Genomic DNA, 23,574 nt, shown 5'->3' on the forward strand with positions numbered 1-23,574 from the left:
TGTAAGAACGGGCGCTCCTTGTCAGGAGCGTCGAAATGCGTGGCATTGCATGGTTTTACAGGTTGAGAGCGCTCTTTCGAAGCGGTGCGCTGAAGATTGCCCGCAGCACCAAAGTACCCCTCGGTACCAAAATCATCTGGAAGCGAGGCGATGTCGGCATCGGGGAAAGAGTGCATTTCCGCAAGGGCGTCATCATCGATGCGCAAGAAGGCAGCATCGAAATCGGCGACCATGTCTCCTTCAACGACTACAGCATTCTGCTCGGCCGCGGCGGGATTGTAATCGGCAATGATGTGCGCATCGCCGCCCATGCAATGATCGTCTCCTTCGATCACAATTTCGATGACATCTCGCAGCCGATCCGCCTTCAGGGCGTGACGAAGAAGCCGATCGTCATTGAGGATGATGTCTGGATAGGGGCGGGCGCCAAGATCCTCGGTGGCTCCCATATCGCCAAGGGATGCGTTATCGGCGCCAACGCCGTCGTCAAGGGCCGGACCAAGCCTTACGGCATCTATGTCGGCGCTCCTGCAAGGCTGTTGAAACGGCGCGGAGAGGCGGAAGGCAGCCAATCGGGAAAGATTGAACGGCTCGTTCTGCCGAAAAAGTAAAAGGCTCCAACGCCACCCATCCCGGCGCCACTTCGGTCATCATTAATCGCGCGATATTCCCCCTGCGGCCTGTCTCTGCTACATCGGATTCGTGAATCAGAATGTGCATCCACGACCGGAGGCCGTATCCAGACCATGCGTGTTTGCCTTTCGTCGATCATGTCAGTCGCCCAGCACGTGACACTTGCGGCCTTGATCGCTCTATTCTGCACTGTGCCGCTTGCCGCTCAGGAGACGAAGCCGCAGAGCCTGCCGATCCTGTTCGATGCGCGTGAGCGCCTGCCGAAGCCGGATCTGTCCTCACTGGTCAGGCTGCGCTTCCTGACATCGATCGACTTTCCGCCCTTCAACTTCCTCGATCAGAACGGCAAGCTCACCGGCTTCCATGTTGAGCTGGCGCGCAAGATCTGCGATGAGCTGGCAATATCGGACAAATGCCAGATTCAGGCCTTGCCCTTCGGCGAATTGCAGGCCGCACTTGCCGCTTCGCAAGGCGATGCCATCATCGCCGGCGTGGCGGTTACGCCCGAGCTGCGCAAGACTTTCGCCTTTTCACGGCCTTTCCTGATGTTGCCGGCCCGTTTTGTGCGCAATCTCAAGGCATCGATCAGCGGCACGACCGCCGCCTCGCTCTCGGGACATCCGGTCGGCGTCGTCAAGGGAACGGTGCACGCCGCGATGCTGGCGGCCTTCTTCCCGGCAATCAAGCCCGTGCCCTTCGATGACAAGGACGGGCTTCTGGCCGCCGTTAAGGACGGCAAGGTCGATGCGGCATTTGCCGATGGCCTGCAGCTTTCCTTCTGGGTATCGTCGCCGGCGGCGGAAAAATGCTGCGCTCTGTTTGACGGCCCCTACCTGTCGCAGCAATTTCTCGGCGAAGGCATGACCATTATGCTGCGCCAGCAGGATGCCGATCTGACGGCGGCGATCAATCATGCGCTTGCCACCCTGTCGCGGGATGGCAGGCTCCAGGAAATCTATCTGCGCTATTTTCCTTACGGGCTTTACTGATTCAGCAGTTTCAGGAAACCGCGCAGCGGTTTTCCGTCCGGAATGCGTAATGCCTCAGGCCTTGCGATAGCGGGCGATGGCGCTGCGCTCGATGGCCGCACAGGTCAGCTTGTCGAGGCCCAGGCGGTCGCGGAGCAGGCTGAGCAGGCGCAATTCCTCGGCCTTGACCGACAGGTCGGCCGAAGCGACTTCGACAGCGAGCGCATAGGCCGTGTCGTACAGACGTGCAGGAAGCGTATCGCGCACGGTTTCGAGCACGATGTCCAATCCCTCATTGTTCGAAAGCAGCTTGGCGCAATCGCGGGACACGGAAATCAGCTTCTCGTCGTCGAACCCCTTGAAGACCGGCAGGGCGTGAATGAGCTCTCCGATGCGGCTGAGTTCCCGGTCGTTCATCGTGCGGTCGACGGCCGAGGCCAGTACCATAACGTAGATCAGGGCCTCGTGAGCAGAAAGCGGCTTGTTCATGACAGGCGAAGTCCTTTGAATTTGGCAGACTGAAAAGTCGCGCATCTCATGGCAAAAGCTGGTGGCGGAAGCAAGGCGTCAGATGGGATTGAGCGGGTCTTCCTTGACCGGAGGCGGTGCAAGCGTCGATTTTCCGCTCTTGCGTGGGTCGTCGCCGTAGATGCCGCGCTTCTTTTCCTTGGCTTCATCGACGAGAGCCGTGAGCGGCGAACCCGGTTCCGGATCGGCCCAGCCGAAGCGGACCAGCCAGGCGCTGAGATCGACCCGGACATAGCGGCAGGCGCCCTTGGCCGTGCCTTTCCAATTGGCATCGGGCACGTCGCAATCGATGGAGCGTCCGCGCAGATACATGCGGAATGCCGTGCGTGCTGCCTGGCCGCAGGGCCAGTCCTTTCCGCTCGGGCCGGTACACATCCGGTCGACATCGGTCGGAATGATACCGGTGAGCTGCACGCTTCTACCGCCGATAGTCAATATACCAGCCTGATCAGAGAAGGGACGGACGAGTTCGATCGTCGTCGTCTGCTCCTGCGGCTTGGATGCAGGATCAATCGCTGCCTCTTCGGATTGAGGCTGAGGTTCAGACTGAGGCATGGGCTGAGCCTGCTGCTGCGGCGATACCGGCGATAGGGTTCGATGTTCGGCCGCCGCCGTTTGCCTGTCGATCTGATCGGCTGGTATCCGGTTGTCCGGAGCAGGATCGGCCTTGGCTTCACCGGAAGATGCTGTGTCCGATGAAGTAACAGCCGTCTTGTCCGGCTTGGCCTCATTTGGCTGCGATGCAGGGGCGGCAGCGCCCTTGCCGTTGACGGTATCTGCTGCGGGCGGCGATGCTTGTGCTTCCTCTGGCTTCGTCGACATGTCGTTGGAGCGCGCGGGATCAGTTGGAACCTTGGTGTCCTGTTGCTTCACTGGCTCCGCCGCCGCCGTCTTGTTTTCCTCGACCTTCGTATCGTCGCCGGCACTCGCCGCGGCAGCCGCCGCCATGACGGTGGCGGATAGCTCGGGGCTGCTGTCGGAGCTGCTTGTCGAAGGGGACGCCGTCGCCAGGACTGTTGCCTTATCCTTCGTCGCTTCGGCAGGCTTGGGTGTCTCGATAGCCTTTGGTAGCGTGATTTCGGCCTTGGCGGTGTCGCTCTGCGTCGTCGCAGCTGGTTTGTTGTCTGCAGTCGAGTTGCCACGGCCGTGCAAATCGAAGCCATGTCCCGCGAACTGTACCGCGACCAGGGTCAACCAAGAACCCACGACCGCGCCTGCCACACCTGCGAGCCAAATATCACGACGCATAACGAGAAAACTTTCCTATTGGCTGGCCCATATGATCCGGGCAATCCATTCCACATCCGCAAGATCGAAGCTGCGGTTGGGGTGTTCCGGATTGAGCGACAAAAGCTCGATCGACTTGGCGCTCTGCCGCAACAGGACCTTGGCCATGACTTCGCCCTCTCGGGTCTTCACGACGACGCGGTCGTTCCTTCTGATCTGGGCTCCCGGCTCGACGATCAGAATATCCCCGTCGCGATAAAGCGGCAACATGCTTTCGCCCTGCACCTCCAGCGCATAGACGCCGGCCCTCTGTGCCGCGGCAACCGGAAACTCCACCATGTCCCAGCCCTGGCCGGCGGGAAAGCCGCCATCATCGAAGAAGCCGCCAGCCCCCGCCTGGGCGAAGCCGATCAGCGGGATGGAGGTGCCGGAGGGCAGGATTCCGTTCACGACTGTTGTGGTCAGTGGCTCGGCCGGGCGGATAAAGCTCAGGAATTGTTCCAGGCTTGCTCCGGTCGCATCGAGGATCTTGGCGATCGATTCCGTCGATGGCCAGCGGAGACGTCCGTCCTGGCTCAGCCGCTTCGATTTGTTGAAGGAGGTAGCGTCAAGCCCGGCGCGGCGGGCAAGCCCGGAAGGGGTCAAGGCATGCCGCTCCGCAAGCCGGTCGATCGCACCCCATATCTGTTCGTGTGACAGCATCGCCGCTCGGTATCCGCGCGCCGGCTCCCCGGCGCTGTGCTCTTTAGAAAACGTTAACCGAGGCATTTTGGCGAGTAAAGACCGGCATAGGAATAGGGTCCTTTATCCCCGTGCTTTCGCGGCGGCGCCTTTTTCGGCGTCAGGTCTTCTGTGGCTGCGGCTTGACATCCGGCTGCTCGTTCTGGAATTCCTTCGCCATGCCCATGAAGCCGCGCATGAATTTCTGCATGATGCCGAGCGTGCGGTCGATCTCGGCATCGTCGGGCAGGCTTGAGCCCTTGTTTGCGGCAACGTTTTTTTCCAGCTTCGTTACGCGGTCGGAAAGCCGGTCCAGCTCATCGTCATAGGCTGTGCGCTCGTCGGCGGCCATGCGGCAGACGAGATTGCCGCCCTGATCCTGGCAGATCGACATCGCGCCGGTCTGCTTGTCGAGCCGGATGAAGTGATCGCCGCTGCGCTCCAGCTGGAAGCGTTCCGCATCCGGTTCGGCCGACAAAGTCGGTGTGGAGAGAAGAAAAGCAGCGGGCAGAAGCATGGCCGCAAGGCCGATTTTCAGTTCCTTCGTCATGTCATCCTCCGGATTTTCTGCGTTAAACCCCAAATCCATCACGGAAACCGTGGACATCGGCTGATGTTTTCGTGCAAAGCCCTATCAGCACAGCTTTACAGAGGGATGATGATCGCCATGCCAGTGGTTTACAAGATCGTGCCGGACACGCTCTGGCAGCAAGCCAGACAAACCGGCGTTTTTCATGGCGCGGCGATCGATCTGACCGACGGCTACATTCATCTCTCCACCGCGAAGCAGGCAAAGAAAACCGCCGAGCTCTATTTCGCAGGTCAGACCGGGCTGCTGCTCGTCGCGATCGATGGCGATGCACTTGGCGAGAAGCTGGTTTTCGAACCCTCGCGCGGCGGCGATCTCTTCCCGCATCTCTATGCGCCACTGCCGCTTTCGGCCGTGCTCTGGGAAAAGCCGCTGCCGATCGGCGATGATGGCGCTCACGTCTTTCCGGAGATGTCGGAATGATCGGCGCCTTTCGCGATCTCGGCCGGCGCGGCCTGTTCCTGTTCGATCCGGAAACCGCCCACGGCATGTCGATAGCGGCGTTGAAATCAGGGCTGGTTCCGACCTGCCGTATCAACGCCGATCCTCGCCTGCGCCAGACCGTGGCCGGGCTCGATTTTGCCAATCCCATCGGCATGGCCGCCGGCTACGACAAGAATGCCGAGGTGCCGGAGGCATTGCTGAAACTCGGCTTCGGTTTTACCGAGATCGGCACTGTCACGCCGAAGGCGCAGTCGGGCAACCCACGTCCGCGTATCTTCCGCCTGATTGAAGACGAAGGCGTCATCAACCGCCTCGGCTTCAACAATGAGGGCCATGAAGCGGCTTTCCAGCGCCTCAAAACTATTCGCGGCAATGGCATCATTGGTGTCAACATCGGCGCCAACAAGGACAGCGCCGATCGTATTGCCGATTATGTCGCCGGCATCCGCCGCTTCTACTCCGTGGCGCGCTATTTCACCGCTAATATCTCCTCGCCGAATACGCCGGGCCTGCGCGATCTGCAGGCGCGCGAAAGCCTGTCGGCCCTGCTGTCGGCCGTGCTTGCCGCCCGCGACGAGGAAGCGGCAAAGGCCGGCAAGCGCATTCCCGTCTTTCTCAAGATCGCTCCGGATCTGACCGAGGAAGGCATGGACGATATCGCCGCCGAAGCTTTGTCTCACGTGCTTGACGGTCTGATCGTCTCCAACACCACGCTATCGCGCGATGGGTTAAAGGATCAGCGCCAGGCCAAGGAGGCAGGCGGCCTTTCCGGCAAGCCGGTCTTTGAAAAATCGACCGTGGTGCTCGCCAAAATGCGCCGCCGCGTGGGTGCCGCATTGCCGATTATCGGCGTCGGTGGCGTATCATCGGCAGAGACGGCGCTGGAGAAGATCAAGGCCGGAGCCGATCTGGTGCAGCTCTATTCCTGCATGGTTTACGAAGGCCCCGGCCTGCCGGGACAGATCGTCACTGGCCTGTCGAAGCTGCTTGACCGCGAGCGTGCCGGCTCGATCCGCGACCTGCGCGACGCCAAGCTGGATTACTGGGCGAACCGGAACGTCTGATCCGCCCGCTTCTTCAGGCCCATGGCCAGGAAGATGCCACGAAACAGCAGGAAGGCATTCATGGCCATCCATAGGCCGTGATTGCCGAGCGTCGGTACGAAGACCCCAAGCGCGAGCAAATAGCCGCCGAAGGAAAGCAGCATCTTGTTGCGCATCTCGCGTGACCATGTGGCGCCGATGAAGACGCCATCCATCAGGAAGGCGAGCGCGCCGGTCAGGCCCGTGATCGCCGCCCAGGGCAGATAGGTCTCCGCAGCGAGGCGCACCTCTTCGGATGTTGTCAGTAGGCGGATCAGCGCCGGCCCGACCGTGAAGAAGAAAATTGCGGCGGCAAGCGCCAGCCCGAAGGACCAGAGTGCGGTCAGCTTCAAGCCGCGCTCGAAGGCGGGCCGGTAGTTGGCGCCGATCGAGCGGCCGGTGATCTGCTCGGCGGCATTGGCGAGCCCGTCGAGATAGTAGCCGGATAACAAAAAGAAGTTCATCAATACGGCGTTGGCGGCGAGCATGACCGCACCAAAACTGTTGCCGATGCGCGTCATTAGCGTGAAGGCGCCGATCAGAACGAAGGTGCGGATCAGGATATCGCGATTGAGCGCGAAGAGCTGCGTGAGCTTGGCGCGCGAGAACAATTCTGTGCGCGGCGGCAGCTCCTCGCCGGCAAAGCTGCGCAGCACGATCAAGAGCCCGAGCAACATGCCGCTCGCCTCGCCGATCAGGGTACCCCAGGCAACGCCGGCCACACCCCAGGCAAGATGGAGCCCGAGCAGGATGGCGAGCACGATGTTGACGCCGTTGATAACGGTCTGCAGCAAGAGCCCGATGCGGCCTTGGCCGCGGCCGAGCACGAAGCCGAGCAGCGCGTAATTGGCAAGCGCCGCCGGGCCGGAGAGCATACGGATAGAGAAATAGGTGCGCGTCGCATCGGCAATGCCGCCTTCCGGCCCCATCAGCTTGATACCGATCCAGAGCAGCAGCGGCGAAAGAATGACGATCAGGATACCGCAGCCGAGCGCCGATATCAGTGCCCGCCAGAAGACGGCTTGCTGTTCGCGTCGATCATGGCGGCCATAGGCCTGAGCTGTCAGGCCCGTCGTCGAGGCACGCAGGAAGTTGAAGCTTGCAAAGAGAAGGTCGAAGAGCACGGCGCCGATCGCAAGCCCCGCCAGGGCGTCCGGCTGGCCCATGTGCCCGACGACGGCGGTATCGACAAGGCCGAGCAGTGGCGTGGTCATGAAGCCGAGCGTCATGGGAATCGCGATCGACAGCACCAGCCGATGCGTCACGTCGAAGGGTAGGACCCTTACGCTCCTCTGCTGAATATCCATGCTGCGTTACGCCTCCTCAGTTCGAGGACAGCACCATGGACCAATAGGGCCTGTCGCCGGAAGAGGGGTTGTAGGCCAGAGCGACGCCAAGCCCATCATATTTGCCGAGCATGTTGTGCAAATGCTTCGGCGAATTGATCCAGGCCGTCACCGCCGCGCTCACGTCGCGCTGGCCCTCGGCAATGTTTTCTGCCGCCGGCAGCTTGACGCCGCTTGTCTTGACCCGCTTGCCGAAATCGTCGCCGAGACCGATCAGATGCTCCATCTTACCAGCATCCGCCATCCGCCTGGCCTGATAGACTGCGGCGGCACTGGCGGCCGCGTCGACCTTCAGCGGTGGCAGGCCATTCTTGGCGCGCAGTGCATTGACGAGCGGCAGGGCGGAGGCGGTCTGGTCGCTCGCGGGGATATTGGAAACGCGGGCGGGCGGCGTGGCGCAGCTCGCAACGGATGCGGTAAGCGCAAGAGCGGCGAGGCGCAACGCATCGCGGCGCGTGAAGGTCAGGGTCTGGGAGGTCATGTCAGCTGCGGTAATTGAACAAACGAAGTATGATGAAGATCGGAATGACGATGGATGCGCCGAGCAGCACATAATCGCCGAACTCGCCGAGCGCGGCAAAGCCGCTGTGCCAGAGATCGAGCAGGAAGCGGCGGACGCCATAGAGGAAATCGAGAGGTCGCCAGCCGAAGAACTTCATCACGGCGCCGACGATGAGCGACACGATGACGAGCTTCACCAGCGTTCTACCTGGCGAGTCGCCAAGGAATCTGTTCACCTGATCGGACATGCTGACGTCTCCATAATGGCAGTCGGTCGGTGTTGAGATAGGGCCGGCGCTTGCGACTCGCAAGCACTTTTGCCCCAGCTTACACCGTAAACCAGCGTCTGCCTGAAATAGGACTTGAGTTTTTTTATGGCCGCATTCAAAGGCAAGCGTCAAACAGGATGAAACCCATGCTGCCGAGCCAGCTTTCCTCCGGCGATGTCATTGCCGACCGCCGCGCCGACTATGCGAAGATGCTTGCCGAGAGCGGCGAACCCGCGAGTGCTGCCGAGCTGATGGAGCAGGCGTTGGAGCTGGCGCCGCGCTGGGCGGCGGGCTGGTTCACGCTCGCAACCTATCGCGAAAAGGCCGGCGATGTATCAGGCGCGATCGCAGCGTTGAACGAGGTGCTGACGCTCGATGCGGGGGATGTCTTCGGCGCCCGCCTGAAGCTTGCGGTGCTTGGCGGTGCCGAAGTGCCGGACCGGCCGCCGAGCCTCTATGTCGAGCGGCTGTTCGATGACTATGCCGACCGCTTCGAAAGCTCGCTTGTCGAGAAGCTCGGCTATAGCGTGCCCGGCAAGCTTGCGGCCCTGATCGCCGAAACGGCCGGTGCCACCAAACATTTCCGTCTCGCGGTCGATCTCGGCTGTGGCACGGGCCTGCTCGGGCCGGAAATCCGTGCTCGCGTCGATCGGCTGGAGGGCTACGACCTGTCAAAGGGCATGCTCGCCAAGGCGGCGGAAAAGCACGTCTACGATCATCTCGGCCAGGCCGACCTCTCGCTGGAGCCGGATCTGTCAGGCGTTTTCGATGCCGAGCCTGCCGCCAGCCGGGCGGATCTGGTCACTGCGGCCGACGTGCTGATGTATCTCGGCGATCTGCAAGGTGTGATGGCGATCGTCCGCAAGCTTTCGGTCGATGGAGCGATCTTCGCCTTTTCAGTCGAGGACGCGCAGCAACCGGATGGTTATGTGCTGCGCGATTCCCTCCGATTTGCGCACTCCGAAGCCTATGTTCGGGAGATATTGGCCGGTCACGGCTTTACGGTACTGGATCTCACCCGCAGCATCATTCGCATGGATGGCGGAAAACCGGTCCACGGCATTCTGTTCATTACCCGGAAATCGGCTTGATGATTTCGAATCTTGCGAATTTAAAATAGGTCAGTATTGCTTACGTATTTTTGCTTGATTGTCGCCTGAGCTTCCAGCAAAAAGCCTGGAAACCCAGGGGAAAGCACATGGCAAACGCAAAGAGCGCATTTGGTGTCTGGAAGACGTCCGCGACCCGGCATTCGTGGATTGAGGATGTTCAGGGTATCGTCTCCGGCAGCCTGATTTCGTCGCTGGGGCTATTCTGCCTTTCGAGCGCCGGCCTTTTGACCGGTAGTACTGCCGGCATCGCTTTCCTGCTGCATTACGCAATCGGCGTGAATTTCGGCTTGGCTTTCTTTGTGGTCAATCTGCCGTTCTTCTATCTATCGCTGAAACAGCTCGGCGCGGCCTTCACCATCAAGACCTTCATCGCCATCGCGCTGACCTCACTGCTGACCAACCTGCAGCCGGTGCTGTTCAATGTCGCACATATCAATGCACTTTGGTCGGCGCTCCTCGGCGGCATTCTGCTCGGCTTCGGGCTGCTCGCACTCTATCGCCATCGGGCAAGCCTCGGCGGCGTCGGCATTCTGGGGATTTATCTGCAGGAGCGTTTCGGCATCAGGGCAGGGCTGGTGCAGCTTGCAATCGACCTATGCGTGCTCGCGGTCGCTTTTGCCGTGACCACGCCGCCAGTGGTCATCTGCTCCGTCATCGGCGCAATTGTCCTCAACCTTTTCGTTGCGATCAATCATCGCTCAGACCGCTATATAGCGCTGTAAAGCTTATATCTATTGCTTGCGGGTCTCGTCGGATTCGACGATCGCGGCTTCGTGATACCAGCTGTCGAATGCGGCCGTCGCAATAGACGGGCCGATATCCGGGGTGAGGTTCACCTTCGGACGCTGGCTGAGCGCCGTGGGGCGGGCCGTGACGGGAAACTGATAGATCTTTGCGGTTTCGTACCGAGTACCGATTGCCATTCGCTGTCTCTCCCTTTTTGGTGTTCAAGCGGGCGCGCTTCAAGAGACAACTCATATATAGCAAAGCCCAAGGCAAATATCACCATTCCGCTTAAAAAAAATGCTAAATGATGAAATTATAGGCAATTCGATGATAGTGCAGCGGATGCCGCTTCTTTGATCTGCCGATTTTCCAATCCATTTTAGGGCCGGTCGGGCCTGCGACACTTTGGCAGCTCGATTGGAACCATGGCGGCGATTTGAAAAGAATCTGATGCTTGGCACCGGGAAATCTTGCCCGAACGCGACTGATTCATAAAAATCTCGCCTGATGGGTAAGATGTCGATGCGATCTGGCACGGCACATGCATCTCTCTTGCCAGCCGTTCGTAGTGAGGATTTCCCGGCGGGCGCGCCGGCCAAGTTTTTCCTACTTCGCCTGATTAACTGTTATGAGGTGCGTAATGACGAAGTTTAAGCTCGAGTACATCTGGCTCGACGGGTACACCCCGGTACCGAACCTGCGCGGTAAAACGCAGATCAAGGAATTCGACGCATTTCCGACGCTCGAGCAGCTTCCGCTTTGGGGCTTCGATGGTTCGTCGACGATGCAGGCCGAAGGCCGCAGCTCCGATTGCGTGCTGAAGCCCGTCGCCATCTATCCGGACCCGGCCCGTACCAACGGCGCTCTCGTCATGTGCGAAGTCATGATGCCCGACGGCGTCACCCCGCACGAATCCAACAGCCGCGCGACCATCCTTGACGATGAAGACGCATGGTTCGGCTTCGAGCAGGAATACTTCTTCTACAAGGACGGCCGTCCGCTCGGCTTCCCGGAAGCGGGCTATCCGGCTCCGCAGGGTCCGTACTACACCGGCGTCGGCTACAAGAACGTCGGCGATGTCGCTCGCGAAATCGTTGAAGAGCACCTCGACCTTTGCCTCGAAGCAGGCATCAACCACGAAGGCATCAACGCCGAGGTGGCCAAGGGCCAGTGGGAATTCCAGATTTTCGGCAAGGGCTCCAAGAAGGCCGCCGACCAGATCTGGATGGCTCGCTACCTGCTGCTGCGTCTTTGCGAAAAGTACGGCATCGACATCGAGTTCCACTGCAAGCCGCTCGGCGATACCGACTGGAACGGCTCGGGTATGCACTGCAACTTCTCGACCAAGTTCATGCGCGAAGTCGGCGGAAAGGCCTATTTCGAAGCGCTCATGGCTCAGTTCGACAAGAACCTCGAAGCCCATATCGCTGTCTACGGCCCGGACAACCACATGCGCCTGACTGGCAAGCATGAAACGGCTCCGTGGAACAAGTTCAGCTACGGCGTTGCCGACCGCGGCGCTTCGATCCGCGTTCCGCACTCGTTCATCAAGAACGACTACAAGGGCTACCTCGAAGATCGTCGTCCGAACTCGCAAGGCGACCCCTACCAGATCGCTTCCCAGGTTCTGAAGACCATCTCGGAAGTTCCGACGGCTGGTTTCGGCTCGGTTGCTGCTTGATAGCTTTCACGCTTGCTTGCCAAGCACGAGAGAGCCAATAAATGACGCGGGGCTTTGGTCCCGCGTTTTTCGTTTTGGAATTTTATCAGGCCGCGGCTGTCGCTCAGACCCTATTGGGCCTCGCTGCTAACTCCACGGTCCGTCATCCTCGGGCTTGACCCGAGGATGACGGCGTTCAAGGGAGAGCTCCGGCCATAACACGCTCAGAGAAAGCAGGCTCAAGCAGCCTTGCTTGCCGCATCCACCGGGTGCTGCGAGCGGAAACCGACGGCAAGGCGGTTCCATATGTTGATTGTGCCGATCGCGACCGTGATCTTCACAATCTCTTCTTCGCTGAAATGCTGCTTCAACGGCTCGAAATCGGCATCCGGAATACCGGTCTGGGCGATCTTGGTGACGGAATCGACCCAGCGGAGCAAAGCACGCTCGCGGTCGTCATAAACAGGCGATTCCCACCAGACGCACATCAGGTTGATCCACTGTTCGCTCAAGCCATCATGGCGGGCTTCCTTCACATGCATGTCGACGCAATAGGCGCAACCATTGATCTGCGAGGCGCGGAGCTTGATCAGGTGGATGAAGCGCCGTTCGAGGCCGCTGCTCTGGACGAAGTTTTCCAGCGCGACGACGGCCTTGTAGGAGTCCGGGGAGGCTTTAGCGAAGTTGAAACGCGGATGCATGGGTCTTCTCCTTGGGTTTAAATTGAGGTTCAGTTTCTGGTCTTGCGTTCATGCAGCTCGAGAAAGGCGCAGCCTCTCGCGGCTATGCCACCGTCCGTGTCCGCCTGCCTGAGGTCGGTCAGCACGTCGGCGATCGTTGTCTTTGCTAGTTCGGCCCGATAGACGCGCTCGGCCGCCAGCATGGCGGCATTGATGCCGCAGGGCTTGGCGAAGTAGCGCCCTTCCAGCGGGTTCGGACCGCGCTGGCGGATTTCGGCGCAGCGGAAGGCGGGTGAGGGGCCTTCGGCGGCCAGCACGATATCGAGCAGGGTGATCTCCTCCGGCTTGCGCGCCAGCCGGTATCCGCCCTTCGGTCCCGGCACGGTATCGAGGATGCCGGCACCCGAAAGCGCCTGAAGATGCTTCAGAAGATAGCTGACAGAGACACCGTGAAATTCGGCAAGCGCTGCTGCTGACAGCACGCCGCCATCGGAAAGGCCAGCCAGCATGCCGACGCAATGAATGGATTGTTCAACGCCGTCTCCGAGCTTCATTTTCTTGCCTTTCTAATCATGGATATTTTTTATCTATGATTATGGTGGGAGTCAAGCGAGGAATGCGAGAGAATTGTTGTTGGGCGAATGAGCGAGAAATGCCCGGTTATAGCTGCTACTAGAAGAAGGGTTCGTCATCATCGGGCTTGACCCGAGGATGACGGTGCGTGTGGAAGCCAGCAGGCCTAAGCAGCCTTGGTGAAAGAACGTGCGGCCCATCTTGCTCTTCTCCAGCCATCCCGCTTCCTATCCTCCACATTTCAACTACATTCAGCCCGTGGACCAGATCGACGCCGACCGCCTCCTTGCCTTGCCCGCCCCCTTCACCCGCTGGTTCGCGGAAAAGGGCTGGCAGCCGCGCGCCCATCAGCTGGAGCTGCTGGCCCGCGCTGAGGCCGGCGAAAGCACGCTGCTGATTGCTCCCACAGGCGCCGGCAAGACGCTCGCCGGCTTCCTGCCGTCGCTGACGGACCTCACCCGGCGCGGCAAGATTCCGCCCGGCTCGGCCTTCACCGGCATCCACACGCTCTACATCTCGCCGCTGAAAGCGCTCGCAGTCGATATCGAGCGCAACCTGATGAAGCCTGTTTCGGAAATGGGCTTGCCCGTATCGGTCGAAAACCGCACCGGCGATACGCCTGCTGGCAAGCGGCAGCGGCAGAAGCTCAATCCGCCCGATATCCTGCTGACGACGCCCGAGCAGGTGGCGCTGTTGCTCGCCAATCGCGAGGCCGAACGCTTCTTCAAGGACCTCAAATACATCGTCTTCGACGAACTGCATTCGCTCGTCACTTCCAAGCGAGGGCATATGCTGTCGCTTGGCCTTGCCCGCATCCGCAAGTTGGCGCCGCACGTGCAGACCATCGGCCTTTCGGCGACGGTCGCCGATCCCATGGACCTGCAGAAATGGCTGGTGGCGCAGCGGCCGGGAGAAGAGCGCCACGCCGGCCTCGTCATCGTCGAGGGTGGCGCCAAGCCCGATATCTCGATCCTTGCGACGGAAGAGCGCATCCCCTGGTCCGGCCACTCCGCCAAATATGCCATCCCCGATATCTATCGCGAGCTGAAGGCGCATCGCACGACGCTGCTCTTCGTCAACACGCGCTCTCAGGCCGAAATGCTGTTTCAGGAGCTGTGGTCGGCCAATGACGACAATCTGCCGATCGCCCTGCATCACGGCTCGCTCGATGTCGGCCAGCGCCGGAAAGTGGAAGCGGCCATGGCGGAAAACCGCTTGCGCGCTGTCGTCGCCACCTCCACACTCGATCTCGGCATAGACTGGGGCGACGTCGATCTCGTCATCCATGTCGGCGCGCCCAAAGGCGCAAGCCGCCTTGCCCAGCGCATCGGCCGCGCCAACCACCGCATGGACGAACCTTCCAAGGCGATCCTGGTGCCGGCCAACCGCTTCGAGGTCATGGAATGCCAGGGAGCACTTGATGCCAACTATATGGGCGCCCAAGACACGCCGCCCATCGGCGCAGGAGCGCTCGACGTTCTCGCCCAGCATGTGCTTGGCATGGCCTGCGCCGAACCCTTCGACATGCTCGAACTCTATGACGAGGTGCAGAACGCGGCTCCCTATGCCGAGCTTTCCTGGGAGACCTTCGAGCGCATTGTCGATTTCGTCGCCACTGGCGGCTATGCGCTCAGAACCTATGAGCGCTATGCCCGCATCCGCAAGATGGCGGATGGCCGCTGGCGCGTCTCCAATCCGCAGGTCGCTCAGCAGTATCGCTTGAATCTCGGCACGATCGTCGAAGAGGCGATGCTCAATATCCGGCTGGTGAAGCGCAATGCGCTGGGCTCGCTTGGAAGAGGCGGCGCGCCGCTGGGCAAGGTCGAGGAATATTTCGTCGAGCAGCTCTCGCCCGGCGATACCTTCCTCTTTTCCGGTAAGGTGCTGCGCTTCGAGGGCATCCGCGAAAGCGAATGCTTGGCCTCGCAGGCTTTCTCGCTGGACCCGAAAATCCCCTCCTATGCCGGCGGCAAGTTTCCGCTTTCGACCTATCTCGCCGATCAGGTGCGCGCGATGATTGCCGATCCCGACCGGCGGCACCGCCTGCCGGATCAGGTGCGCGACTGGCTGGAAATTCAAAACGAGAAATCGCTGCTGCCGAAGCGCGATGAGTTTCTGATCGAGACTTTCCCGCGCGGCAGCCGCGCCTACATGGTCGCCTATCCTTTCGAGGGAAGGCTGGCGCACCAGACGCTCGGCATGCTGCTTACCCGAAGGCTGGAGCGCGCCGGCGCCAAGCCCATGGGCTTCGTCGCGACCGATTATTCCCTCGGCATCTGGGGGCTGGAGGATATGGGGCTGATGATCGCCAACGGCCGTCTTAGCCTCTCCGACCTCTTCGACGAGGATATGCTCGGCGACGATCTCGAGGCCTGGCTCGACGAATCCTTTCTTTTAAAGCGCACCTTCCGCAATTGTGCCGTGATTGCCGGCTTGATCGAGCGCCGGCATCCGGGCAAGGAAAAGACCGGCCGGCAGGTGACGGTTTCGGCCGATTTGATCTACGACGTGCTGCGCAGCCATGAGCCCGATCATATCCTGCTGCAGGCCACAAGGCAGGACGCCGCGACCGGACTTTTGGATATTGGCCGACTTGCGGATATGCTGAAGCGAATCAAGGGCCATATAACCCATCGCGCGCTGGATCATATTTCGCCGCTCGCCGTGCCGGTGATGCTGGAAATCGGCAAGGTGCCGGTGCCGGGCGAGGCGCATGACGTTCTGCTTGCGGAAGCGGCCGACGATCTGATCCGCGAGGCAATGGAATAGGGATGCTGCGAAGCAGACGACGAAGGTAGATTGTTAAAGTGATGAACCGCCTGGCGCTAGCGCGAGATATGAATGCTCAAGGCAATGGCACAGCCAGCGCGCTGGGTGTGGAGGCCGTCATTCATGGTGTCGCCGCCGTCTGCGATCCGCTGGGTGCGCTCTATCTGCCGGATGCCGGCATTCTCGTCGTCTCCGACCTGCATCTGGAAAAGGGCGCGGCCTTCGCCCGCCGCGGCATGATGCTGCCGCCATACGATACGCTGGCGACGCTGACCGTTCTTTCCGCCGTCATCTCGCGCTACGATCCGAAACTCGTCGTTTCACTGGGCGACAATTTTCATGATCGCATCGGTTCGCAGCACTTGCCGGACGAGTTTCGCAGCCTGATCGTCAACATGGCCCGCGGTCGCGAATGGATCTGGATCAATGGCAATCATGATCCGGACGGCACGGTCGACCTGCCGGGGCACTCGGTCGACGAGATGCATTGCGGTGGTTTGACCTTCCGTCATGAGCCAAAGGCCGGATTGCAGGCCGGCGAGATCGCCGGCCATCTGCATCCCTCTGCCACCGTTCGGCGTCGGGAGAAATCAGTGCGCCGCCCGTGCTTTGCAACGGATGGCGGCCGCCTACTGATGCCGGCCTTCGGCGTGATGACCGGTGGTCTCGACCTGCGCCACAAGGCCATGGCTGGCCTCTTCGCGCGGGAAAGCCTGATTGCGCACCTGCTCGGCCGCGATCGCATCTACTCCGTCCGGTTTGACAATCTTTCGGCCTAGGCCGGATTCGCCGGTTCATAGCGCAGGATCACCGCGCCGGTTTTCAACGGGCATGAATCGATGAGCTTCATTGGCCGTTGCTCGGCCGCCGGTTTGAAGTGCGGATTGCCGCTGCCAAGCACGACGGGAACGAGGCAGATCCTGAGCTCATCCACCAGCCCCGCCTTGAGCAATACATCGGCCACTTCAGCACTGCCGAAGACGAACATGGTCTTGCCTGGTTCTTCCTTCAGCTTCTTCACTTCAGCGACAATGTCGCCGACGACGCGGGTATTATTCCAGTCCGCTTTGTCGAGCGTCCGCGAGGCGGCGATCTTGGCGATGCCGTTCATATAGGCGGTGATGTCAGACGTTTCCGTCGCGGTCGGCCAATAGGCGGCCATGCCTTCATAGGTCTTGCGGCCAAAGATCAGCAGATCGCCTTCCTTGCCGAGCTCGGTCGCATAGTGCTCCAGCTCATCGCCCCAGGCGAGCATATGAAAATCGAGGTCCCAGGGCTTGGTTCCCTCGAAATAGCCGTCGAGCGTCATAAGATTCCAGATAACGAGCTTTCTCATCACTTCCTCCGTTGTGATAACTGCCTCATAATCAAAACTGGTTGTTAAAAGCAAGTAGTTGAAAGCTAGCTAGACTGATGGCAAAATGCAAGTAGTTTTTTGGAGATCATTATGGACGCGCTGCATCGTTCTGGCTGCCCGATCAATCTGACGCTGGAAATTCTCGGCGACCGCTGGAGCCTGATCGTCATCCGCGACATCATGTTCGGCAATCGCCGGCATTTTCGTGAACTGCTGCAGAAGTCACAGGAGGGGATTGCTTCCAACATCCTTGCGGACCGGCTGAAGCGGCTGGTGGAGCGCGGCTTGTTGACCCGCGAAGATGATCCGACGCATAAGCAGAAAGCTATCTACAGCCTGACGGAAATGGCGATAGACCTCGTGCCGCTCTTTGCTCATATGGGGGCCTGGGGCCGCAAGCATCTTCCGGTGTCCGAAGAGCTGTCGATCCGGGCGGAGCTCCTGGAGGATGGTGGCCGGAAGCTCTGGGATGATTTCATGGACGAGCTGCGTGCCAAGCATCTCGGCAAGGTGCTGCCTCCGGGCACGCCCTCGGTGCTCGACCGGTTGACCGAAGCCTATCTCGAAGTCGCCAATCGCCGGAAAACCGGCTGATCAGTTCTTCCGGAAGATGAAACTTGCGCTCCAGCCGGTGACAAGGGCCAGCAGCACGGAAAGAATGCCATAGGTGATCGGCCGCTGATGCGCTGCATCCGTGATCGTCTGCTCTATTCCTGTCTTGATGACCCGCAACGGCAGCGATTTCTCACTCAGGAACTTGCCGCTCTTGAAGAGATAGGCGCGCACCATATGCACACCGTTCGGCACATCGGCGGGAACCCTGAGCGTTGCCTTGAAGAGCGAGGAGCTGACGAAGCGCACGCCGGCAGGATCGCTTTCATAGAGCCCACCTGTCTTTTGCAGGCGCCGGAAGGCATTACGGAATTCCGGAACATCGCCGACATTGCCGACGAAGCCGACCGGCGTCAGCGGAATATGATCGACGCCGATGCCGCGGTCGCTGAGTTCAAGCGGCGTGGTGATATTGTCGACCGCGCGCGTGCTGGAGAGCGAATAGGCTTCCGGCACATGCTCGAACGTCATGGAGCGGGTGTTGACCCATATGCCGAAGACGCGCTCTTTCCGGCGTACCGTAGCATTCTCGCGTGGGCCCTCGAGCACGACGACGATATCGTATTGGCCGATCGCCAGCAGCAGCTGGTCGGTATTGGAGAGCGCGCCGAAAATCGTCAGATCGGCGCCGGTGAAGTCCGAGGTAATGGCAATCTCGCTCGTCGACGTGCCGATCTCCATCGTCTCCCGCGCCGTGGTCGAGGTCGTCGGCTGATCGAGCAGCACCTGCGCCTGCGTGGTGAACGGAGCGAGCAGCAAAGCGGTAGCAAGAAGCAGTCCGAATCCCCTCATCGGCTCACTCCTTCCATGACGACGGAGTAAACGTCCGCCGGCGTCACCAGGAGAGTAACGACGAGGCGAAGGCCGACGGCCAGGACGAGGAGGCCAAGTAGCGCGCGCAGTTGCTCGCCGCGCAGTTTCTGGCCGACGCGAACGCCGTATTGCGCGCCGATGACGCCCGCCACCATCAAGAGGAAGGCCAGGATGATATCGACGGAATAGTTCGTGGCGGCCTGGACGATTGTCGTGAAGGCCGTCACGAAAATGACCTGGAACAGCGAGGTGCCGACAACGACGTTTGTGGGCACGCGCAGCAGATAGATCATGGCGGGCACGAGGATGAAGCCGCCGCCGATACCCATTGGCGTCAGCATACCGACGAAGAAGCCGAGGCCGATGACCGGAATGGCGCTGAGATAGAGCTTGGATTTCTTGAATCGCAGTTTCAACGGCAGCCGCTGCACCCAGTTGTGATGGCGCGGCTTGCCGGTTGTTGGCGGCAGCTTGCCGGCGGCGCGACGCATGGCCCGCACGCTTTCCCACAGCATCAGCGAGCCCACCGTGCCGAGGAGGATCACGTAGATCAGCGAGATGATCAGGTCGATCTGGCCGAGCCTGCGCAACAGCACGAATAGCCAGAGACCGAAGGTCGCCCCCGCCAGACCGCCGGCCAGCAGGATCGAGCCCAGTTTCAGGTCGAGCGAGCCGCGGCGAAAATGACTGAGTGCGCCCGAGACAGAGGAGGCAACGACCTGATTGGAACCGGTGGCGACGGCAACAACAGGCGGGATATTGTAGAAAATCAGAAGAGGCGTGATGAGAAAACCACCGCCGACACCGAACATGCCGGAAAGAAACCCTACGGCTGCTCCCATGCCGAGAATAATGAAAATATTCACCGACAATTCTGCGATCGGCAGATAGATCGTCACGCCTTGTTCCCATTTGCAGGCTTTTCGGCGCGGTGACCGAAGCCCATTTCCCCTTAAACGGCGGATTCTAATCTGAAATCATTGCCAGAGCCTTAGGAAAGGCCGGGCCGCCACAGTTTTCGAATTGCCGCTTTCACCCTAACTCGGTTTTTTCCACTTTTCTGTGACGCTGTATAGCGGAATGGCCAGCCTCTGCAGAGGATGCGGCAGCGTTTAGCGCCTAAACAAAATGCCGGCGCGCTGGCGCCGGCATGTCGGTAGATCGCTTTCGCACGAAATCCCGGAGCTACTTGTTGCGGGCGAGCAGTTCCTTGACCACTTGATCGGTGACCCGTCCATCCGCCGGCAGGCCGACGGATTTCTGGAAGCTCTTCAGGGCGGCTACCGTCTTGTCACCCATGGCGCCGTCGGGCGAACCGGCATCGAAGCCATTCTTGTTGAGAATGGCCTGAATGTTGCGGATTGCCTTCTTCATGTCGATGGAGGCCGTGTTCACACCCTTGCCGGTAGTCCATTCGTCAGGAATGTTTGTGCCGTTGGCCTTCGGATCGGCCGGCTGCACTTTCCAGAGGTCGACCTTGGCGCGGGCGTTTTCCAGATCGGCCGGCTTCATGGCGTTGGCGACTTCATCGCGCTTCTGGGCGGCGTCCTTGTCGCCGCTCTTTGCGGCGATAGCAAACCACTTGTAGGATTCCTGCAGGTCCTGTTTCACACCGTTGCCGCGTGCATAGAGGATCGCGAGGTTGAACTGGCTGTCGGAGACGCCGAGATCGGCGGCGCGGATAAACCAGTTCGCCGCGCTGTCATAATCCTGCGGGCCGGCTGTACCGGAAGCATAGAGAACCGCGAGATTGTGCATGGCGCTGGCGTTGCCCTGATTGGCGGCCTGCTCATAATATTGCTTGGCCTTGACGAGATCGCGATCGACGCCATTGCCCTTCTCATACATGCTGGCGAGGCGGTACTGTGCCGGGGCATAACCTTTGTCGGCCGAAAGCTGATACCAGCTCGCAGCCTGCTTCATATCGGCAGCAACGCCGCGGCCATCCGTGTAGCGCGCGCCGATTTCGAAGAGCGCGACCGGATCGGCCGATTTTGCGGCAGCGACGAGCGATGGCGGCTGGATGCCGTCGGGCACAGTGATATCAGGCGCTGCCGGCGTGGCGGCGGGAGTTGCGGCCGCCGTATTCTCGGTCTGAACGAAGGCGGCGGCCTGCTGTGCAGGTGCGCTGGCGGCAGGTGCCAACTCTTCGCTTGCCGTCTGGTTGCCGTCGAGCGGGGTCGCTGCCGTCAGGTGATCATTTGCAGGCGCGGCGACGGGATCGCTGGCCGTGGGTGCGGGCCGGACTTCTGCCGTCTGCGTCGTGGAAACCGAGGGTGCGGCTGCCTGATTTGCGGCAGGCTGCTGATTGCTGGCGGCTGGGTTCATATTGGCAGCGACGGTATTGGTCGTGGCGCTATCGGCGGGCGCGACCATCGTCGATACTTGGGCTGGCGCCGGCGCCTTCTGGCCGCGGGTCAGCGTGTTCGCCAGCGGATAGGCCATGATGGCGAGCATGACGGCGCCCAATGCAAGGAGGATCGGCCGGCGAAAGCGCGAGAACGCGCCGCCCTTCTTGGCGTCTTTCCTGGAAGCAGGGGCAGAGCGTTGCGTCTGGTCGACTTCCATGGCAGCGGCCTGCGCGGCGCGGCGGGCGGCTGCGATATAGTCGGCCCGCTCGTTTTCGGTAGGCTGACGCGCGTTTCCGCTGCGCGATGTGTTCTGGCTGGCGCGCACGCGCTCTAGGATCTTCTTGATATCGGGTGCGCCGGAACCCGGCTCCAGCAGTTCGTTGGCCTCTTCGCCGGGCATCACGTCGGCGGGATCAATCGACGGCGCCTGTTCGATGACCGGACGGTCCGGTGGAAAGATCGGCTCGGCCTTTTCCGGCGTAAAGAAACGCTTGCCGAGGCTCGCGAACAGGCTGGACTTGCCGCTCTTCTTCACGGCTGCCTTGATTTCGGCCTTCGTATTGGCGTCGATCGCCTGTGCGACGGCGACTTCGCCGGAGACCAAGGATTCTGCTGGCGCAACCGTGCGGATGATCGGACCTGCCTTCTGCTGCGCCGCCATGGGCGGCTTCAGGCCCGGAGCATCCTCTTCGGCGAAAACGTCGCTTTCGAATGTCGCGGCCGGCATGGCGGGCGCAGGCTTGCGCTGCTCCATATGATCGAGACGGTCGGCGATCTGCAGCAGCGTGTCATGCAGGGCCTCAAAGGTGCGATGCGTCCGCTCGTCGGTGGCGCGGCTGAGGTCCTCGAGATGACGAAGATCGTCCGCAAGAGCCGCCAAAGCCGACATGTCGGCTGCTTGCGAACCGTTCATCATTCCGCCTTCGCGGGAATAGGCCTCGACGACGGTTTCCGCCGCATGGCGGGCCGCTTCGATGATATATTCGTCATTCGTCGCCATATAGTCTTCGAGCGCGCTCATGCGGCGATCGAAATCCGGGGGCAGATGATCCGCAACGGCCCGTGGTTCGGCAGTCAGCAATGTCGAGAGATGGGCGATCTGCTCTTCGAGACTGCGCAGTGCCTGCGTATCCGTCGGCGGTGCTGCGGTGCTTGCTTCCAGGCGGGCTGCGATGTCGGAGAGGCGGCCTTCGAGCCGGCGCGCCATGCTGTCGTCGAGGCTTGCTGCCGGCGCAGGCGGGTGGAAATCGATCTCGTCGATGCGGCGGGCAAGATAATCCAGCCGGTCGGCCAATACGTTGCCGACGGACCCATGTTCCAGCGCATCAATCTTGTGGGAGATGTCGGCGAGATAGGTGACGAGTTCAGGCTGCGGCGCGGCCTTCTGCGCACGTTCCATTAAGTGCGAAAGCTGGTCCAGCCGCTCCTCGAGGCGGGCGACGGCCTTGGCGCTGCCGAGCTCGTCGATGCGCATAGCGAGCGCTTCGAGGCGGCCGGAAAGATCGTCGGCAGGCTGACGCCGGCCGGCAGCATCGCGGCTCATCAGGTCGATCTGGTCGGCGAGACCGCTGAGGCGGCCTTCCAGCCGCTGCATGGCCTGGTCCTGCGGCTGCATCATGGAGCCGAGGCACTCCATCGCGGTTGCGATCGTCAGCAGCTTGTTTTCCAGCGCATGCACGGCCGGGCTGTCATTCATGCCACCGAGATGTTGTTTGATGTCATCGAGGCGGTAGGCAAGGGAGACGAGCTCGTCCTGCAGGCCGGACGTGTCGATCGCCTTCACCTGGCGCTCGACGTGATGCAGGGATTCCTCGCGGGCAAGGCCGTCCATTAGCGAACGCAGCTCGTCGAATTCGGCTTTCAGCCCGGCGGTTTCCGGCTGACCGGCGAGCTGGTTGATGCTGTCGGCAAGCCTGGCCATGTCCTGGCGGACATCGGCGACAAAATGCTTGTCCTCGGCGTTTTCGCGGATATCGCGGATTTCGGCGCGCAGAGCGGTGACTTCACGAGTGACGCTTTCGGCGATGTCGCGCTTCAGATCCTGGCGGAGGTTAACGAGCGCCTGGGCGATATCGACCGGTGCGTCGGCGGCTGCAGCCCGCATCGGCTGGCGCTGCGCATGGTTGTCGATCGGCCGCCGGGCCGGCTGCGGTTCTGCGTGCGAGATTTCCTCGCGCCGTGGCTGCAGACGTTCGCGGTTTGCTTCCAGCGTGCGCTGGCGTTGACGGATCTCGGCAAGCGGATCTGATCGGAGATCGCTCTCATGGCGTTCATTACGCAGCGGGCGCTCGTATGCGCGGCTGGCATATTGTTCGCGTTCTGGGCGGGGCGGCATCCGCTCCGAGGCGGCTCGTTCGGGGGCCGGCGCATAGCCCGCAGCGACGCGCTGGCGCGTATCGCGCGCGGCGGCGGTTCCCATCAGCCCTTCGATGCGTGCTTCCAGCCCCTCGATCGTGCGGCTCAGAGCATCCAGCGACGTCCAGTCGCCCGTACCGGTAGGATTTGATCGCGATCCGCTCATATCTTTGCTCGCCTTGAACTATGGACCACCCCGGGCCGTCATGCTGATGGAAGAAGACGTTGCTATATCGCCGCGCTGTCTGCATCCGTCGTT

24 protein-coding genes are annotated in these 23,574 nt (G+C 61.0%); 10 read left to right on the forward strand and 14 right to left on the reverse strand.

Annotated features, from left to right (window positions below):
* Positions 1-35: 35 nt before the first annotated feature.
* Positions 36-611: an acyltransferase gene (locus FHT85_RS17070; RefSeq protein ID WP_112409872.1), complete on the forward strand. Its 576-nt coding sequence runs from the start codon at positions 36-38 to the stop codon at positions 609-611.
* A 135-nt stretch (positions 612-746) separates the two neighbouring features.
* Positions 747-1,622 carry a transporter substrate-binding domain-containing protein gene (locus FHT85_RS17075; protein WP_112398376.1) on the forward strand — a complete coding sequence of 292 codons (876 nt, stop codon included), beginning with the start codon at positions 747-749 and terminating at the stop codon, positions 1,620-1,622.
* A 54-nt stretch (positions 1,623-1,676) separates the two neighbouring features.
* Here the strand turns inward: FHT85_RS17075 and FHT85_RS17080 are convergent, their stop codons facing one another.
* From FHT85_RS17080 to FHT85_RS17095, 4 genes are all read right to left on the reverse strand, one after another.
* The gene (locus FHT85_RS17080) at positions 1,677-2,090 is read right to left on the reverse strand and encodes a tellurite resistance TerB family protein (protein ID WP_015338732.1); all 414 of its coding nucleotides are present in this window, start codon (positions 2,088-2,090) and stop codon (positions 1,677-1,679) included.
* 78 nt (positions 2,091-2,168) lie between these two features.
* Positions 2,169-3,377 carry a thermonuclease family protein gene (locus tag FHT85_RS17085; protein ID WP_112409873.1) on the reverse strand — a complete coding sequence of 403 codons (1,209 nt, stop codon included), beginning with the start codon at positions 3,375-3,377 and terminating at the stop codon, positions 2,169-2,171.
* 15 nt (positions 3,378-3,392) lie between these two features.
* Positions 3,393-4,058, reverse strand: coding sequence for a S24 family peptidase (locus FHT85_RS17090; RefSeq protein ID WP_112336587.1), 666 nt, complete (start codon positions 4,056-4,058; stop codon positions 3,393-3,395).
* Positions 4,059-4,197: 139 nt separating this feature from the next.
* Positions 4,198-4,626, reverse strand: coding sequence for a hypothetical protein (locus FHT85_RS17095; protein ID WP_112336836.1), 429 nt, complete (start codon positions 4,624-4,626; stop codon positions 4,198-4,200).
* Positions 4,627-4,731: 105 nt separating this feature from the next.
* Between FHT85_RS17095 and FHT85_RS17100 the strand changes: the two genes are divergently transcribed.
* Both FHT85_RS17100 and FHT85_RS17105 read left to right on the forward strand, forming a co-directional pair.
* Positions 4,732-5,088: a DUF952 domain-containing protein gene (locus FHT85_RS17100; protein WP_112336586.1), complete on the forward strand. Its 357-nt coding sequence runs from the start codon at positions 4,732-4,734 to the stop codon at positions 5,086-5,088.
* A complete protein-coding gene (locus tag FHT85_RS17105) occupies positions 5,085-6,173 on the forward strand; it encodes a quinone-dependent dihydroorotate dehydrogenase (protein ID WP_112336585.1) in 1,089 nt (362 codons plus the stop codon). Before FHT85_RS17100 ends, FHT85_RS17105 begins: the two co-directional genes overlap by 4 nt.
* Here FHT85_RS17105 and FHT85_RS17110 read toward each other — a convergent pair.
* The 3 genes from FHT85_RS17110 to FHT85_RS17120 are packed head-to-tail and all read right to left on the reverse strand — an operon-like array spanning position 6,149 to position 8,286.
* Complete coding sequence (locus FHT85_RS17110) at positions 6,149-7,498, reverse strand: MATE family efflux transporter (RefSeq protein ID WP_112336584.1); 1,350 nt, start codon at positions 7,496-7,498, stop codon at positions 6,149-6,151. The two genes, FHT85_RS17105 and FHT85_RS17110, sit on opposite strands and share 25 nt — an antisense overlap.
* Positions 7,499-7,514: 16 nt before the next feature.
* Complete coding sequence (locus tag FHT85_RS17115) at positions 7,515-8,018, reverse strand: CAP domain-containing protein (RefSeq protein ID WP_112336583.1); 504 nt, start codon at positions 8,016-8,018, stop codon at positions 7,515-7,517.
* Position 8,019: 1 nt separating this feature from the next.
* Entirely contained in the window at positions 8,020-8,286 is a 267-nt protein-coding gene (locus FHT85_RS17120) for a DUF6460 domain-containing protein (protein ID WP_112336582.1), read from the reverse strand.
* Positions 8,287-8,453: 167 nt separating this feature from the next.
* On the opposite strand from FHT85_RS17120, the gene FHT85_RS17125 reads away from it, so the two are divergent.
* Positions 8,454-9,398, forward strand: a complete 945-nt coding sequence (locus tag FHT85_RS17125) for a methyltransferase (RefSeq protein WP_112336581.1) — start codon at positions 8,454-8,456, stop codon at positions 9,396-9,398.
* Positions 9,399-9,505: 107 nt separating this feature from the next.
* Positions 9,506-10,141: a YitT family protein gene (locus FHT85_RS17130; protein ID WP_112409874.1), complete on the forward strand. Its 636-nt coding sequence runs from the start codon at positions 9,506-9,508 to the stop codon at positions 10,139-10,141.
* A gap of 9 nt (positions 10,142-10,150) precedes the next feature.
* On the opposite strand, the gene FHT85_RS17135 is transcribed toward FHT85_RS17130, so the two are convergent.
* Entirely contained in the window at positions 10,151-10,342 is a 192-nt protein-coding gene (locus FHT85_RS17135) for a DUF2735 domain-containing protein (RefSeq protein WP_112336579.1), read from the reverse strand.
* 443 nt (positions 10,343-10,785) lie between these two features.
* On the opposite strand from FHT85_RS17135, the gene FHT85_RS17140 reads away from it, so the two are divergent.
* On the forward strand, positions 10,786-11,826 hold the full coding sequence (locus FHT85_RS17140; RefSeq protein ID WP_112336578.1) for a glutamine synthetase beta-grasp domain-containing protein: 1,041 nt from the start codon (positions 10,786-10,788) through the stop codon (positions 11,824-11,826).
* A 218-nt stretch (positions 11,827-12,044) separates the two neighbouring features.
* On the opposite strand, the gene FHT85_RS17145 is transcribed toward FHT85_RS17140, so the two are convergent.
* Together FHT85_RS17145 and FHT85_RS17150 are read right to left on the reverse strand one after the other, a co-directional pair.
* Positions 12,045-12,506 (reverse strand): carboxymuconolactone decarboxylase family protein, encoded by a 462-nt coding sequence (locus FHT85_RS17145; RefSeq protein WP_015338745.1) that lies wholly within the window; start codon positions 12,504-12,506, stop codon positions 12,045-12,047.
* 29 nt (positions 12,507-12,535) lie between these two features.
* On the reverse strand, positions 12,536-13,039 hold the full coding sequence (locus FHT85_RS17150; RefSeq protein WP_112336577.1) for an RrF2 family transcriptional regulator: 504 nt from the start codon (positions 13,037-13,039) through the stop codon (positions 12,536-12,538).
* 277 nt (positions 13,040-13,316) lie between these two features.
* Between FHT85_RS17150 and FHT85_RS17155 the strand changes: the two genes are divergently transcribed.
* Together FHT85_RS17155 and pdeM are read left to right on the forward strand one after the other, a co-directional pair.
* Entirely contained in the window at positions 13,317-15,827 is a 2,511-nt protein-coding gene (locus tag FHT85_RS17155) for a ligase-associated DNA damage response DEXH box helicase (protein ID WP_112336835.1), read from the forward strand.
* Positions 15,828-15,868: 41 nt separating this feature from the next.
* The gene (gene pdeM, locus FHT85_RS17160; protein WP_112336576.1) at positions 15,869-16,606 is read left to right on the forward strand and encodes a ligase-associated DNA damage response endonuclease PdeM; all 738 of its coding nucleotides are present in this window, start codon (positions 15,869-15,871) and stop codon (positions 16,604-16,606) included.
* Here the strand turns inward: pdeM and FHT85_RS17165 are convergent.
* On the reverse strand, positions 16,603-17,163 hold the full coding sequence (locus FHT85_RS17165; RefSeq protein ID WP_112409875.1) for a dihydrofolate reductase family protein: 561 nt from the start codon (positions 17,161-17,163) through the stop codon (positions 16,603-16,605). The genes pdeM and FHT85_RS17165 overlap by 4 nt on opposite strands.
* 111 nt (positions 17,164-17,274) lie before the next feature.
* On the opposite strand from FHT85_RS17165, the gene FHT85_RS17170 reads away from it, so the two are divergent.
* Positions 17,275-17,778, forward strand: coding sequence for a winged helix-turn-helix transcriptional regulator (locus FHT85_RS17170; RefSeq protein WP_112409876.1), 504 nt, complete (start codon positions 17,275-17,277; stop codon positions 17,776-17,778).
* On the opposite strand, the gene FHT85_RS17175 is transcribed toward FHT85_RS17170, so the two are convergent.
* From FHT85_RS17175 to FHT85_RS17185, 3 genes are all read right to left on the reverse strand, one after another.
* Entirely contained in the window at positions 17,779-18,588 is an 810-nt protein-coding gene (locus FHT85_RS17175; protein WP_112336573.1) for a TIGR02186 family protein, read from the reverse strand. It abuts the gene before it with no gap.
* Complete coding sequence (locus tag FHT85_RS17180; RefSeq protein ID WP_112336572.1) at positions 18,585-19,508, reverse strand: sulfite exporter TauE/SafE family protein; 924 nt, start codon at positions 19,506-19,508, stop codon at positions 18,585-18,587. The genes FHT85_RS17175 and FHT85_RS17180 overlap by 4 nt, the downstream gene beginning before the upstream one ends.
* Positions 19,509-19,794: 286 nt before the next feature.
* Complete coding sequence (locus FHT85_RS17185) at positions 19,795-23,481, reverse strand: peptidoglycan-binding protein (protein WP_183774190.1); 3,687 nt, start codon at positions 23,479-23,481, stop codon at positions 19,795-19,797.
* Positions 23,482-23,574: the final 93 nt, after the last annotated feature.

This window comes from Rhizobium sp. BK312, from assembly GCF_014193605.1.
Classification (GTDB): domain Bacteria; phylum Pseudomonadota; class Alphaproteobacteria; order Rhizobiales; family Rhizobiaceae; genus Rhizobium.